This window comes from Neobacillus niacini, assembly GCF_023715785.1.
GTDB lineage: Bacteria > Bacillota > Bacilli > Bacillales > Cytobacillaceae > Neobacillus > Neobacillus niacini_E.
Window position 1 is genome coordinate 193054 of sequence record NZ_JAMBOX010000007.1, and the last position, 15125, is coordinate 208178.

Genomic DNA, 15125 nt, shown 5'->3' on the forward strand with positions numbered 1-15125 from the left:
CTTAAATACTATTTTTAATGACTCTTTCAATTTGTAAAATGAGAGCAATAAACTCATTATTATCATGGTAAATTTTTTGTTGTGAATGTGCCGTATTATTTCTAAGTTTTTCAATCTTTTTAAAGAAATCTCTACATTGACTTTTGGATTCAAATCCTAATTTTTCAACCAACTCTAATGTTTTTTGGACAATTGTACCTTTATCGCCCAGCTGAGTATTATCCAATAATGTGAGAGCCTCATTATTTTCCATCCTTGCATCTATTAATTTCTTGGCCATATCTAATCTGGATTCTAAAAGCAAAGGAATCCAACTTTTCATTTGAATGATATTCTTTTATCAAAGATATTAAAAACATTTCCAATAATGAAATTAAGCTAAGTGCCAGGACCACTCTGAATGAGGTGTTGCCTGGCATTTTTATTTCGACGGTTTCTATGGCAACCTGGGGCCACCACCCCCGTCTCCGTGGCACCTAAAAATAGACTGTAACCTATTCTCTGTACTTTTATTGCAATTGTAAGGAAATATAGAAGTGTTATCTTCCATCAAAATTTTAAATGTTACTGGTAGAGTGTACCCTTCATCTGCTAGGATAATTATATTGTAGGTTTCGACGGTGTGTTTTTACTAAAAGTGGGGTTTTCTTAGAGAAAAATACAGTCTTTGACCCAAAGCTACAGTCGTGCTTAAGCCATCGTATAATTATAATTTTAAAGGGGGTTTACGTTAATGAAAATACTATTTCCGTTACTAGCAATCATTGGCGGTATAGCTGTCTCGATTCAAGTTCAAATTAATGGAGGGTTAGGTAAAAAAGTAGGGGTGCTTGAAGCCACGTTTATTTCGTTTTTGGTTGGGACACTTGCATTGTTTTTTTTCGTTCTATTTTTTGGAAAAGGCAATCTGTTAGCAATGGCAACGGTTCCGAAATGGCAGCTAATTGGAGGATTTTTAGGAGTTGTATATCTTATAATTGGTGTTTATACCGTACCAAAAATTGGTGTTGCGGCTACTTTAGTTGCGGTCATTGCCGGACAAATCATAATGGGTGCAATTATTGATCACTTTGGGTTATTTGGTGGAACACGCCTTCCCATTGACTTAAAAAAAATGGTTGCAATTATGTTATTACTTACTTCACTTTACTTGTTTAACCATAAGTGATTTTCTATTATTTGAAAAAAGGCATTGCTCCTTAATTATTTCAAGGCCTTTTACTATATTCCAGTCACCGTTATTCTGCAAAACATAATAAAAAGACCCCAATATGGGTTCTTTTTAGTTTTCAATGGACCTATGAGGTCACAATAGCAGCGCTTCTACGGCACTTCCCTTCCCAAGTTCGGCCACACCAGTTTGTGCAAAGGAACCTCCAAACTTTGTGAACGCGGTTCTGGCACCGTTAATCAAATAGACTTCCGTCATTTTCTTACCCTCCAATTAATTCAAATCTTTTTACAAGATTTTGTTTAACCGTGTTAAATTCGCTAAGTCAAACAAGTTGGCAATCGGAATAGAAAGTCTCGCGAACCGCTCGTCATCTGCTGCACCTTTTTTCCAACGATAATAAAGCTGTTGCAAAATGACGGCAAGCTTGTAAAAGCCAAATGCCACATAATACTCAATTTGTGAAATGTCACGATTACTTACCTTTGCATACAGTTCGGCCATTTCCCTTCTTGAGTAGAAGCCTTTCTGGTTTGTCACTACCGATATTCCAATGTCTGGATCACCCACTTCCCCCCAGTATGCAAGTACTGAACCGATATCTGACATCGGGTCGCCAATTGTAGCCATTTCCCAGTCAAGTACCCCATTTACCACGCCAGGGTCATGTGGTTCTAAAACGAGGTTGTTTAGTTTAAAGTCATTATGAACAATCGTTGTATCAACGGTTAAGGGTATTTGCTTTAACAGCCATGCCTCCAGTTCTGTGACTCCAGCAGCATCATGCGTCTTGGAAGCACTGTACCGTTTGACCCAGCTATGAACCTGCCTTTCTAAAAAACCTTCTGGTTTCCCTATGTCCATTAAGTTCGCTTTCTTGTAATCTACTTTTTGAAGATCAACTAAGCTATTAATGATACCTTTTGAAATGGCGGGGCCTGCCAATTCAGAAGTTCCATACGTGTCAGGAAGAACATCGTTAATGACCACCCCTTGCTTTTTTTCCATGAGGTAAAAATGTCTCCCCATTATGCCAGGGTCATCGCTGTATAAATATGGTGTGGGGGCAAGTCGATAGACTCCATGAAGTTTGGATAGAATTGTGTATTCGCGTTTTATATCATGGGCTTTCGCTGGAATTTCACCAAACGGAGGCCTTCTTAACACTGATTCCCAATTCCCAAATGACAATAGGTAGGTATGATTGGAATAGCCTTCAGAAAATTTCCTAACCTTCATAGATTCATTCGGAACGCTTGAAATGTTATTACGGATCAAGTTCTCCAATAAACCCCAGTTAATATGTTCGTGATCAATATATTGGTTGACAGTTTTCATCATCATTCACCCCTTCTTACCTGCTGTAATAGGTTAGAACTTGCTTCACTTTAAATGCCTTTTCCCCTTTTTGCATGTCCTTAGTCTGACAAAGGTCCAGCAAAGCATTTTGTTCCGCCCACTTGACCATCCCTCAAATGTACTGTCTGAGCTTTGGTAATCACTTGTTTTGCTTTTGTAACAGCTAATGGCCTTTGGTAGCAATTTGTTCAGCAAGTGCAAGTGGATTAAAAACAATATGACCGATTCCCTATGTCCTCTTTTTTTCAACGTAATCAAACATTGGTTTCCTCCTTTTGTGTCACAATAACTAATTTTCCCCATGTTTCCCGGCTTCCCAATTGGTTTAGGGCAATTGGGACTTCCTCGAATGAATATTTGTGATAAACAAGCGGCTTAATTTTTTTAGCTTTGTATAATTCCATTAACTGGTCATGGGCAGCTTTTACTTTTTCCGGAAAAAGCTTACGGAAATAGCCGAAGTGTACGCCAACGAGTGAGTAATTCTTAATTAAAGCATGGTTTGTGGGTGCCTCAGGGATAATCCCACCCGCAAAGCCAATAATCAGAAGCCTTCCATCAAAGGCAATGCATTTTCGTGATAAATGGAATACATTTCCTCCGACAGGGTCAAAGATTACATCTGCCCCATGCCCATGGGTTTCTTTCTTTACTCTTTGACTAAAGTCTTCTTCTCGGTAGTTAATGACCACATCTGCACCCTGCGCCTTGCAGATTTCGAGTTTTTCAGATGAGCCAGCAGTTGCAATGACCTTAGCACCTAGTGCTTTTCCGATTTGAATCGCGGCCGAACCTACGCCGCCGGACCCAGCGTGAACAAGAAGTGTCTCATCGGGTTTGAGACAGGCTTTGGCGTGTAGAGCATAATATGCTGTATGATAGGTAATAAACATTGCGGCCGCTTCCTCGTATGATAGCTCATCTGCAATCGGGAATACATCTTCTTCCTTAACAACCACTACATCAGTAAATCCTCCATTTGGCAGCAGGGGAAGAGCAAGTACACGTTGGCCAACGGAAAGTGACACACCCTCTCCAATTTCTTCAATCACACCAGCCACTTCTGCACCTGGTGTAAACGGTAGCGCTGGTTTCTCCTGGTATTTTCCTTGGCATTGCAAAATATCAAAGAAATTGAGGCCGAAAGCTTTCACTTGAATAACTACTTCCCCTTTTGTAGGTACTAATCTCTTCATTTCCCGTATTTCAAGAGCTTCTTCCGGATCTCCTATTTTTGTAACAAACCACGACCTCATATAGTATTTACACACCTCCCTATAATTGTTCCTTTATTTCCAACCTCGCAATATCTCTTAAATGGACTTTATCCGGTCCATCCACAATCCTTAGCGTCCTAGCATTAGCGTAATGTGCAGCAAGTGGAAAATCATCGGATACACCTGCTCCTCCAAATACCTCGATTGCTCGGTCAATGACTCGAATGGATACACGTGGCACGGCGACTTTAATCATCGCAATTTCTTTTCTTGCACTCTTTGCCCCTTCTTGATCAATCTTGTTTGCTGCATGTAAGGTAAGAAGTCTTGCCTGCTCGATCTCAATCCGACTCTCAGCAATTTGTTCTCTGATCGTTTCTTTATCAATCAGTTTTGAATGAAACGCTTCACGGCTATTGGCACGCTTAATCATTAAATCAAGAGCCCGTTCTGCTGCTCCTATTGCACGCATACAATGATGAATTCGTCCTGGCCCTAAGCGGCCTTGAGCAATTTCAAAACCTCTTCCCTCACCAAGTAACATATTAGATGTTGGAACGTGTACATTTTCGTAGTGGACTTCTGCATGTCCATTGGGTGCATGATCATAGCCAAACACCGGCAAATGCCTTTTCACTTTTACCCCCGGAACATCAAATGGCACTAGAATCATAGACTGCTGTTTGTGCGGTTCCTCATTTGGGTCCGTTTTCCCCATCACAATCGCTACTTTGCAGCGTGGGTCTAATGCCCCTGTTGACCACCACTTTCTAGCGTTAATTACATACTCATCACCGTCACGAACAATGCTGCTTTGAATATTGGTTGCGTCTGACGATGCCACTTCCGGTTCTGTCATCGAGAAAACCGAACGGATTTTCCCTTCTAGAAGTGGTATAAGCCACTGCTTCTTCTGCTCATCAGTTCCGTACTTGATGAGAACCTCCATATTCCCAGTATCAGGGGCATTGCAGTTAAATATTTCCGGGGCCAATAGAGAGCGTCCCATAATTTCGCACAGATGCGCATATTCATAGTTTGATAATCCTTTTCCATACTTTTCATCTGGAATAAATAAGTTCCATAGACCTTTTGCTTTCGCTTTCTCCTTCAATTCTTCAATTAAGGCCGGAACTTCCCACCTATTTTCTTGGCGGTTCAACTCTTCTTCGAATACTTTTTCGTTCGGATATACATTCTCCTCCATGAAATCTATAATTTGTGTTCGTAGTTGCTTCGCTCGACTCGATAACTCTTTTAGCATCATTTTCCCTTCTTTCTATCAGGGTGTTTTTCAGAATTTTTTAAGAGGAGTTTTGGTTGATTTATTCATCAAATGGTAAATTTCTATATTCCTTTAAACACTGGTTTCCTCTTTTCGAAAAAAGCTTTTGCTCCCTCATTTTTATCTTCTGTCCCAAATAAATCTCTAGAGCACAGCGCCTCAATATCCTGACCTTCTTGAAGAGTCACTTGCATTCCTTGGTTAATGGCATATTTGGCTTTTGCGATTGCGATTGGTCCTTTACTGATAATTTTATTTGCAAATTCCCGTGCATGCTGCATGAGGTCTTCCTCTGTAACTAAGCGTTCCACTAGTCCAATTCGATGGGCCTCATCTGCTGAGATTGGTTCACCTGTAAAAATCATTTCTTTCGCTTTACCAATGCCTACAAGCCGTGGAAGTCGTTGCGTACCACCATATCCAGGAATAATTCCTAGACCAGATTCTGGCAATCCAAATTTTGCATGACTACTTGCTATTCGGATATCACAAGCTAGTGCAAGTTCACACCCAGCACCAAGAGCATAACCATTTACTGCGCTAATAAAAGGAATATTCAGTTTATTAATTTTATTAAAGATATCTTGACCTACCCTTACCATTTCCTCACCAGTAACGCTGTTTAAATGTGGAAATTGTTTAATATCAGCACCAGCAACAAAAAACTTATCACCTTCACCGGTTATAATTACTACACGTACATCTTTATTTTGTTCAATTGAGTCAAACATTGTGGATAACTCAATCATAACCTCTGTTGACAATGCGTTTACTGGTGGATTGTTAATAATTATTTCTGCTATTCCCTGATTTATTTCTAAATTAATAAATTTCCCCTGTTTGACTGTTTTCGATTGGCTCATTTTTATCCTCCTCATTGCATTTTCAAAAATATTCCCTGCCATCATTTCACTATGAAAGTTACTTTTTCTCACAATGACTTTTCATCATATGTTTGCTTCTAGTTCTTCCTAACCTCAAATGAACCAGTTATTTTTACCTCTCCTTTTTCGTTTAATGCTTTTGTTTGGCATAACCAAGTTTCATTTGTATCCCCAATAATACTCCCAATAACTATAATCTTTTCGCCCGGTCTCGTGATGGAGTTGAATCGGACAGAAAATTTTTGCAATCGATTCACATCAAACCAAGTTCCGATTGCTTTCCCGACAAATCCCATAATTAGCATTCCGTGTGCAATTACTCCCCCTAGCCCAGCCTTTTCAGCAAAAGGAACAACTGTGTGAATGGGGTTGAAATCACCAGAAGCACCTGCATAACGAACAAGTTGGGTATGGGTAATTTCCTCCTTTGTTAATGGTATGAATTCTTGACCTACCTCCAAATTGGTTCCTCCTTACTGATTGGCTCTGTAATGCAAAAATCTTTAGCTTAATGTCGTTCAATAACCGTATTACGACTAATTAAAACAAGCTCCCCAGCTTCATTTTTGTAATGGGTTTCTAGTTTTATCAAATCCATGTTTTCTTTACTTATGGCATTTGTAACGCTCGTTACACCTGTTACTCTTTCCCCAACCTTGATCTTCCCTAAATACTCGTATTCTTGTTCCCCGTGAAGCACTTTTGGTAATTCAAGCTCCAATTTTTCTGCAAGCTCGATAAAATCAGTCCCTCCCCACATTTCAATTACCGTTGCAAATGTCGGAGGGAGGGCTTCACCCGCTTGATAACAGGGATTGGCATCTCCTATAGCCATGGCAAATTCTTTAATTTTCCCCTTTTCAATTTCAAATGTGAACGGTTCAAAATGGATTCCAACCTTATCCCGTAAACTCATGTTCACCCCTCCTACACTTAAAAAGGCCGAAAATTCATAGTACATTTCCGACCTTTATCCATCTTTTTAGAGCATTCTAGTCCATAACCATATATTTAATATTTATAAAATCCTTGACCGGATTTCCTACCATATTGTCCAGCCTCCACCATTTTCTTCAACAACGGACACGGACGATACTTTGACTCTCCGAAACTTTCATGCATCGTTTCTATTACGGATAAAACAGTATCCAAGCCAGCAAAGTCTGCAAGTTCAAGCGGACCCATCGGGAAGTTCGCGCCTAATCGCATTGCCTTATCGACTTCTTCTGGTTTATTACCTTCCATAACCAAAAACATCGCTTCATTCCACATTGGCACAAGCAAACGGTTGACCGTAAAAGCTGCATAATCCTTTGCCTCAACGCTCTCTTTTCCACAAATTCCGGATAACTTTTGGGTTTGTTCAAATGTCTCATTGGAAGTATTTAGTCCCTTAATGATTTCTACTAACTTCATAACAGGTGCTGGAATAAAAAAATGCATGCCAATTACTTTATCCGGCCTTTCCGTGACGCCGCCTAATAAGGTAATTGAAATGGTAGATGTATTGGAGGCCAAAATCGCATTTGGTTGACAAATACTATCCAACCTTCTGAATACATCTTTCTTAATTTCTGTATCTTCTGTAACTGCCTCGAGCACAAAATCAACTTCTTGCCCATCCTCTAAGCTTAAGGTTGGAGTAATCCGTGCTAAGGTTGCAGCTTTTTGCTCTGCCGTAATTCGCTCTTTTTTCACACTTCTTTCAAGCATACTGCTAATATTCCCAATGCTTTTTTCCAGAATTTGTTCATTCAAATCTACCAAAACCATTTCATGTCCTGCTTGTGCAAAAACTTGCGTGATTCCAGTACCCATTTGTCCGGCACCTACTACCATGATTTTTCGAATTTCACCCATCAGCCAGAACCCTCCATTATTTTGTAATATTTTCACCAAGAAATGTTTTGTAAACACGTTTTGCTTTATGCTCAAACCTCGGTAAGGTATTTGGTTCTACCAAGTCAATATTTGCTTTAAACAATAAAATTTCTGCAATTTTCTTTTCAACCTCTTTTTTCAGTGTTTCTATTTCTGAAGAATCTACTGAATTGGCATATTCCGCGACAATGTTAAGGTAATCCTGTTGAACGCCTTCTTTTTCTAGTAAGATAGCAAATTCACCGGTTAGTTGGTCTATACTGCGTAATACATCTTCTACTGCACTTGGGTATACGTTAACGCCTTTGACAATTAACATATCATCCGTTCTGCCTACTACTCGATAACGATATCCGTTATGTCCACATTCACATTCAGTTCCCAAAATTTCAATCATATCATGTGAACGAAAACGCAAGATCGGATTTGCATAGCGCTCGAGATGCGTATATACTGCTTCACCAATTACCCCTGTAGCAATTGGAAGCATTTCACCTGTATCAACATCAATTAATTCTGTTAACACTAAATCAGGAACGGTAAAATGCATTCCTTGTTTATGTTGACACTCAGCGCCGATCATGGGGTGAATATCCACCATCCCCATTACTTCATGGCATTCGGCATTCCAGGTAGATTCGATTAACTCCCTTGTAGCGGGAACACCACCGCCAGGCTCTCCCCCCGTAATAATCGTCTTGATTCCCAATGCAGCAGGTTCAACGCCCAATTCCTTACGAACAACATTAGCTAAGTACAAGATATAAGAAGGTGTACCAGTAATGGCAGTTATTCCAAGTTCCTTAATCATCCTGACTAGTCGATTGGATTGTCCAATTCCAATCGGAATCATTGTCGCACCTGTAGTCTCACCACCCAAGTGGTTTGCTAAGCCCCCGACAAACATACTATAATTCCAGCAATGAGCGACTACGTCTGTCGGACCAATCCCTGCAATAGATAGAGCTCTTCCAATTGTTTGATCCCAAAGCTCTGCATCTTGCTTCGTTAACCCAACATAGGTAGGCCTTCCTGTTGTCCCACTTGATGAATGAATACGAACAAGACTAACATCACTAGCTGCTTGATTTGCTCCTAGTCTTGGCGGCTGCTGTAATAATGCATCCCTCAACTCTTGTTTTTCGGTAAAAGGTATTTTTGTAAGATCATCGATGCTTTTTATATCATTAACGGACAAATTTTGATCTGTAAATTTCTTTTGATAAAAAGCAGAGTTTTTTAACACATAAGCTATTTGGTTCAGAAACTTTTGGTTTTGAAATTCTATAACCTCTTTTGCATTCATTTTCCCGATTTCGCTTTGGATTAACTGAGTATGATCCATTCGATTTGATAAACCTCCTAAGGGCACTGATTTAAACACCAAGATATGATTTCCTTAATTCATCATTCGCTAGTAACGCTGCACCACTGCCTTCCATGACAACCCTTCCTTCTTGTAAAACATAACCTTTCTTGGAGATTCCAAGGGAAGTCATGACGTTTTGTTCGACCAAAATGATCGTATATCCATTCATTGCCAGCTGTTCAATCGTATCCATAACTGTTTTCACCATAATCGGCGCTAATCCCAATGAAGGCTCATCGAGTAAAATAACCTTTGGCTCGGCTATTAGAGCCCTGCCAATGGAACACATCTGTTGTTCCCCTCCGCTAAGAGAACCTGCTCTTTGCTTAGACCGTTCTTTTAATCTAGGAAATAGGGAATAAACTCGGTCCAAATTTTCACGTGTCTTAGATTTTGCGTGTTTCGAAATCGCACCTAAAATAAGATTTTCTTCTACGGTTAAAAAAGGAAATAATCCTCTTCCCTCAGGAACTAAAGAGATTCCTCTTTCAACAATTTCAAAGGTTTTTTGACTTGTAATATCCTGGCCATTAAAATTAATTTTGCCTCTTTTCGGTTTAATTGCACCCAAAATACAATTCATTAACGTGCTTTTCCCTGCTCCGTTAGCGCCGACAATGGAGGTAATTCCTCCCTCTTCAATCGATAAGGAAAGATTATTGATGACTTGTAAATCACCATAATAGACATCTATATTTTTAATTTCCAAAATCACCAAGTTCACTCACCCTCCCAAGTAGGCAGCTACAACCTCTTGATTTGTTAGGACTTCTTCTGGAGTCCCCTCAGCAATCACGACCCCGTGGTGAAGGACGTATACTTTATCGGATATACCAGAAATCACCCTTACGTTATGCTCGATAACCACAAAGGAAATCTTTTTTAATTCTTTGATACTATGAATCAACTTAATTATTTCCTCTATTTCTGTTGGGTTGAGACCTGAAAACACTTCATCTAAGAACAGATATTTTGGTTCAGTAGCAAGAGCCCTTGCCAGCTCAATCTGTTTTCTTTCAGGAAGACTTAATTTTCCTGCCTTTTCATTTGCTTTATTTTGTAAACCAACCAATTCGACATACTCTTGGGCAATTCTTCTAGCTTCTGCTGTTTTTGAAGTATGTGAAAATGCACCAATCATTACATTCTCTAAAACAGTCATATTGGCAAACGGCTTAACTAGCTGAAAGGTTCGGGCGATGCCGTAACGGTTAATTTTTTCTGGCTTCTTTTTGGTAATGTTATGGTTATCAAGGGTGACTGTCCCTCGATCAGGAGATAGGTAGCCGGTAATAATATTAAATAGTGTTGTTTTTCCAGCTCCATTGGGCCCGATTATCCCAACAATTTGATTTGGCTGAACCTCCATACTGAAGGAATCAATTACCAATAACCCGCCAAATGACTTGGATACATCATGAACTTTCAGCATTCGGGTTCACCTCGTTTCTCGTTTTGTCTGTTTCTACCGAATATTCACCAAGTAATTTTGTTTTTCGCTGTTCCAATTTATTCTTGACGGTACCAACAATTCCTTCTTTAAAAAATAGTGCTACGATGATTAATAGCAAACTAAATACAACAATATTTAAACCAGGTCTTACTCCGCCTAAACTTCCCCTTAGTAGAATGTCAATTGGCATCATTAAAATGGCACCAATTATTGGACCAGATAGTGTACCCATACCGCCAATCATGGTAATTAACACGAACATAGCTCCTATTTCTGCAACTGACAATATTAAATATGGATCGACAAATCTAATATACATGGCATAAATTGAGCCACCCATAGATGTGAGCGCTACACTAATAAAAAGTCCATTCATCTTAACCCAAAACGGATTGACTCCAAGGATTCTCGATGCATCTTGATTTTCCCTTACGGCTTGCAATTGATAACCCAATTTATTTTTAAGCACTATATATGAAACGAAGATGGTAATCAACATAAAGCTAAAGGCAATATAGACAAATGCCATTCTATTTTCAAAAATCATATTTTTAAACGACGGCTCATAGGGCAATAGAATACCCTGAGATCCATTCGTTATTTCCTTGTAATATAGGACGAGAACTAAAACAAGCTGATTGATAATTAAAGTAGCGATCGAGAAGAATGCTCCCCTAAGTCTAAAGGTGGGTAATGCAATAATAAACGCTACAAAGAGGGAGATCAGCATTCCAATCCAAATGGAAATCCATGGACTAATTTGGTAATTCATAAATAAAATGGCGGTTGTATAGGCACCAATACCAAAAAAGATGGCATGACCGAAGGAATGCTGACCGCCAAAACCGCCAATGATATTCCAGCTAGAAGCTAGTGCAGCGAAAAGAAAAGCTTGAAATACAATGTCTAAGTAGTATTGCTCCTGTGAAAGCAGTAATGGAACAATACAAAGGATGAACAAGCCAGCCACTGCATAGATTTTATTCTTACTTAATTTGCTGTTTGCCGTCTGAATACTATTAGACTGACTCATTTCACACCACCCTCCTCAGAACCAGCAATTCCAAATAGACCGGCAGGCCTGAAAAATAGTACTAATAGGAAAAGCAGATACCAAACAATTTGGTTTAATTCCGGTGCAATTAAATAACCACTTAAACTTTCAAGCAGTCCGATAATCATGCCGCCTGCTAATGCGCCTGGAATACTTCCTAGCCCGCCTAAAATAACAACGGCAAAGGAAACGATAACAAAGTTGAAACCTACATGGGGGAAAATGGTATAAATTGGAGTTAAGAGGACAGCCGCAATACCAATACAAGCACTGCCTAAACCAAAAGCCAAGATATAGAGACGTTCAACTCTTAGGCCAATGATACCTGCGGCATATCGATTTTGACTGACAGCCCGAATTGCCCATCCAATCTTGGTATGATTGAGAAATAATAGCAGCAATATCGCTAAAACAATAGCAGCAACTAAATTAATCAATCTTCCCCAATCAAGAACTAGCGAACCTATAGGTATAGTTCCCATATTCATATCAAGACTAAAAAATTCTCCCTTAGTGACCGCTAACATGACATTTTCAAATAGCAATAGCAAACCAAATGTTACAAACAATTGCATATCCGGTTCATTGATAACCTTCGAAAGTAAATATTTTTGGATCAAAACCCCTAATATAAACATTAATGGGACCACTATGAGCATCATTAAATAAATATTAAGGTTCATTCCCTTGGATAAATAATAAGCCATAAACATGCCAACCATTAATAATGAACCATGGGCGAAATTGATTACACGAATAACACCAAATATAAGTGTTAGACCATAACTAACAATGGCATATATGCCTCCTAATAAAATACCCGAAATAATAATTTGCCCCATACTATCCCCCTCTTCATTTCCAGAAAAACCCGTATATTCTGAAAATAATAAATATACGGGTTTGTTTCCAACTACAATTACCAGCCTCTTAATGGAAGTTCAATCTTAGCGTCAGTACCAACAGCTTCAGGAGGATAAATTGTTTTGATTTCCCCGTTTTTCCATTGTGTTAAAACAGGAAAGGCTCTTGTATTATCAAGTGTTTTCGGGTCTAGCTTTACACCGTATCCTGTTGGATATGTTCCACCAATTTTAACATCCATTTTTAATGCTGCTTCTCTGATCTTATTAGCATCGGTGGATTTAGCTTCCTTAATTAAATCAAATAATATTTCTGTACCACCATAAGAAACCAAAGTTTGAGGGATTTTTGGTTCAGAACCATACTTATTCCTATAACTATCTAAATAATCTTTAATACCAGGAGCATATTTCTCATTCATGTCATAGGAAGGATAACTAATACTTAGGATACCTTCCATTCCTTTATCGCCTAATGCTTCTAGTAAGTACGCATTATCATCTGCTTGACCCATTATTACAGGTGGTTTCCACCCAATATCTCTTGCTTGTTTGAATAACAATGCACCATCATTTACATATCCTGTTCGCAGCCAAATGTCAGGGTTTTCATTTTTAGATAAATTTACAACACTGGATAAATCTGCAGAAGCTGCATCATATGGTATTCTTTTTACTTTAGCACCTAACTTTTTTAGTTCTTCCTCCTCTATCTCACCAATTGACGTACCATAGATACTTTGTTCATGAACAATTACTACTTTTAATTCTGTAAGTGACTTTCCAAGTGCTGGTGCAACTACATCTTTTATGGAATTTACAGCAACAGTTGCCATTGGTACACCATACTGACCAATTCTAATGACATTATTAAATCCTTGTTGTGTGATATTAGGAGCTGATGCATTGGTTTCCCAATATAAAACCCCATATTTATTTGCAATTTGGGTTGCAGGATATGCTACACCACTTACATAAGTACCTGTAATAATATCTACTTTTTCTTTTGTTATTAATCTCTCAGCTTCTGAAATGGCCTCTTGTGCATTAGTAGCGTCTGCTTTAATCAGCTTAACCTTCTTACCAAGCAAACCTCCGTTTGTGTTTATATTTTCAACAGCCAATTCGTTTCCTTTATAGGTTTCTTCTCCTGCTTGAGCATTCGGACCAGAGAATGGTTGAATAACTCCAATCTTAATAATTTCTTGGGAATCTGAGTCACTGGATGCTGAGTTACTACAACCTACTATAAAAATTGTAGCTATCAACAATAGGATCAATACGTTTCTTTGAATTTTCCCCATAGTAATCTCCCTTCTGGAGTTTATCTACTTCTATTACCAGCCCTGAAGCGGGAGTTTAATTTTCGCATCTGTTCCAACTGCTTCAGAAGGATAGATTGTTCTGATTTTCCCATCCTGCCACTGTGTTAAAACTGGGTATGCTCTTGTGTTATCAAGAGTTCCCGGATCTAACTTAACCCCATAGCCTGTAGGGTAAGTACCCCCAATTTCAACATCCATTTTTAAAGCTGATTCTCTAATTTTATCGGCATTGGTTGATTCAGCATTTTTGATTAAATCAAATAAAATTTTTGTTCCACCAAAAGAAACCAAAGTTTGAGGGATTTTCGGATCACTTCCGTACTTTTCTTTGTAGCTTTTCATCATCGCCTCAATACCCGGTGCATAATCTTCACTTACATCGTATGGAGGGTAACTAATACTTAAAATTCCTTCCATCCCGTCTTTACCTAGCGCATCAAGTAAGTAGGTGCTATCATCTGCTACACCAATAATCACAGGAGGTTTCCAACCAATGTCTCTTGCTTGTTTCAATAACAATGATCCATCATTTACATATCCAGTTCGCAGCCAAATATCAGGGTTTTCATTTTTAGATAAGTTTACAACACTTGATAAATCCGCTGCTGCAGGGTCGTAAGGGATTCGTTTCAAAACTTGTGCACCCAAATCTTTCAATCTTTCTTCTTCCATTTCTCCAATTGAGGTACCATAGATACTTTGTTCGTGAATAATTACTATTTTTAAGTCTTTAACTGATTTTCCAAGTGCTGGAGCAACTACATTTTTAATGGAATCAACGGCAACCGAGGCAAATGTGTCGGAATTTTGCCCGATCCTGATTACATTTTTAAATCCTTGCTGGGTAATATTAGGAGCTAATGCATTGGTTTCCCAATAAAGAACATTGTGTTTATTTGCGATTTGAGTTGCTGGAAAAGCTACTCCACTTAAATACGTTCCGGTAATAATGTCTACTTTTTCTTTTGATATTAATCTTTCAGCCTCAGAAATTGCTTCTTGGGCATTCGTTGCATCGGCCTTTATAAGTTTGACTTTTTTACCTAATAAGCCGCCATTTGCATTGATTTCATCTACTGCTAATTCATTTCCTTTAAACGTTTCCTCACCCGCTTGAGCGTTAGGACCAGAGAATGGCTGAATCACACCGATCTTAATTTCACCTTCCGAATCTGACCCATTTGATACAGAGTTGCTGCATCCTACAATGAAAATAGTAAGCATTAAAAATAAGATTAGTGTAATCTTTGAAATTTGCCGCATA

Annotated in this window: 17 protein-coding genes; 1 reads left to right on the top strand and 16 read right to left on the bottom strand. The window is 38.8% G+C overall.

Translation table 11 applies throughout. The features are described from left to right. Position 1 precedes the first annotated feature (1 nt). Complete coding sequence (locus tag M3234_RS14720) at positions 2-322, bottom strand: hypothetical protein (protein ID WP_262305444.1); 321 nt, start codon at positions 320-322, stop codon at positions 2-4. Positions 323-733: 411 nt separating this feature from the next. Between M3234_RS14720 and M3234_RS14725 the strand changes: the two genes are divergently transcribed. Beyond that, positions 734-1168: a DMT family transporter gene (locus M3234_RS14725; protein ID WP_262305445.1), complete on the top strand. Its 435-nt coding sequence runs from the start codon at positions 734-736 to the stop codon at positions 1166-1168. A gap of 138 nt (positions 1169-1306) precedes the next feature. Here the strand turns inward: M3234_RS14725 and M3234_RS29320 are convergent, their stop codons facing one another. The 15 genes from M3234_RS29320 to M3234_RS14795 all read right to left on the bottom strand — a co-directional run bounded on the left by M3234_RS29320 (position 1307) and on the right by M3234_RS14795 (position 15124). Next, positions 1307-1429 carry a hypothetical protein gene (locus M3234_RS29320; RefSeq protein WP_285858464.1) on the bottom strand — a complete coding sequence of 41 codons (123 nt, stop codon included), beginning with the start codon at positions 1427-1429 and terminating at the stop codon, positions 1307-1309. A 30-nt stretch (positions 1430-1459) separates the two neighbouring features. After that, on the bottom strand, positions 1460-2515 hold the full coding sequence (locus M3234_RS14730; RefSeq protein ID WP_262305446.1) for a phosphotransferase family protein: 1056 nt from the start codon (positions 2513-2515) through the stop codon (positions 1460-1462). Positions 2516-2784: 269 nt separating this feature from the next. Beyond that, the gene (locus M3234_RS14735) at positions 2785-3786 is read right to left on the bottom strand and encodes an NADPH:quinone oxidoreductase family protein (protein WP_262305447.1); all 1002 of its coding nucleotides are present in this window, start codon (positions 3784-3786) and stop codon (positions 2785-2787) included. 19 nt (positions 3787-3805) lie between these two features. Then, complete coding sequence (locus M3234_RS14740; RefSeq protein WP_262305498.1) at positions 3806-5011, bottom strand: acyl-CoA dehydrogenase family protein; 1206 nt, start codon at positions 5009-5011, stop codon at positions 3806-3808. A gap of 83 nt (positions 5012-5094) precedes the next feature. Then, positions 5095-5895 (bottom strand): enoyl-CoA hydratase/isomerase family protein, encoded by an 801-nt coding sequence (locus tag M3234_RS14745; RefSeq protein WP_262305448.1) that lies wholly within the window; start codon positions 5893-5895, stop codon positions 5095-5097. Positions 5896-5993: 98 nt separating this feature from the next. Then, positions 5994-6377 carry a MaoC/PaaZ C-terminal domain-containing protein gene (locus M3234_RS14750; RefSeq protein ID WP_262305449.1) on the bottom strand — a complete coding sequence of 128 codons (384 nt, stop codon included), beginning with the start codon at positions 6375-6377 and terminating at the stop codon, positions 5994-5996. Between the two features lie 47 nt (positions 6378-6424). Next, the gene (locus M3234_RS14755; protein WP_262305450.1) at positions 6425-6832 is read right to left on the bottom strand and encodes a MaoC family dehydratase N-terminal domain-containing protein; all 408 of its coding nucleotides are present in this window, start codon (positions 6830-6832) and stop codon (positions 6425-6427) included. A gap of 95 nt (positions 6833-6927) precedes the next feature. Beyond that, positions 6928-7776 carry a 3-hydroxyacyl-CoA dehydrogenase family protein gene (locus M3234_RS14760; RefSeq protein WP_262305451.1) on the bottom strand — a complete coding sequence of 283 codons (849 nt, stop codon included), beginning with the start codon at positions 7774-7776 and terminating at the stop codon, positions 6928-6930. A 16-nt stretch (positions 7777-7792) separates the two neighbouring features. Beyond that, positions 7793-9142 carry a phenylacetate--CoA ligase family protein gene (locus M3234_RS14765; protein ID WP_262305452.1) on the bottom strand — a complete coding sequence of 450 codons (1350 nt, stop codon included), beginning with the start codon at positions 9140-9142 and terminating at the stop codon, positions 7793-7795. A gap of 31 nt (positions 9143-9173) precedes the next feature. After that, entirely contained in the window at positions 9174-9890 is a 717-nt protein-coding gene (locus M3234_RS14770; protein ID WP_262305453.1) for an ABC transporter ATP-binding protein, read from the bottom strand. Beyond that, positions 9891-10598: an ABC transporter ATP-binding protein gene (locus M3234_RS14775; RefSeq protein ID WP_262305454.1), complete on the bottom strand. Its 708-nt coding sequence runs from the start codon at positions 10596-10598 to the stop codon at positions 9891-9893. Further along, positions 10582-11652: a branched-chain amino acid ABC transporter permease gene (locus M3234_RS14780; RefSeq protein WP_262305455.1), complete on the bottom strand. Its 1071-nt coding sequence runs from the start codon at positions 11650-11652 to the stop codon at positions 10582-10584. The genes M3234_RS14775 and M3234_RS14780 overlap by 17 nt, the downstream gene beginning before the upstream one ends. After that, the gene (locus M3234_RS14785; protein WP_262305456.1) at positions 11649-12515 is read right to left on the bottom strand and encodes a branched-chain amino acid ABC transporter permease; all 867 of its coding nucleotides are present in this window, start codon (positions 12513-12515) and stop codon (positions 11649-11651) included. The genes M3234_RS14780 and M3234_RS14785 overlap by 4 nt, the downstream gene beginning before the upstream one ends. A 77-nt stretch (positions 12516-12592) precedes the next feature. Beyond that, positions 12593-13840, bottom strand: a complete 1248-nt coding sequence (locus tag M3234_RS14790; RefSeq protein WP_262305457.1) for an ABC transporter substrate-binding protein — start codon at positions 13838-13840, stop codon at positions 12593-12595. 33 nt (positions 13841-13873) lie between these two features. After that, positions 13874-15124, bottom strand: coding sequence for an ABC transporter substrate-binding protein (locus tag M3234_RS14795; RefSeq protein ID WP_262305458.1), 1251 nt, complete (start codon positions 15122-15124; stop codon positions 13874-13876). Between the last annotated feature and the right edge of the window lies 1 nt (position 15125).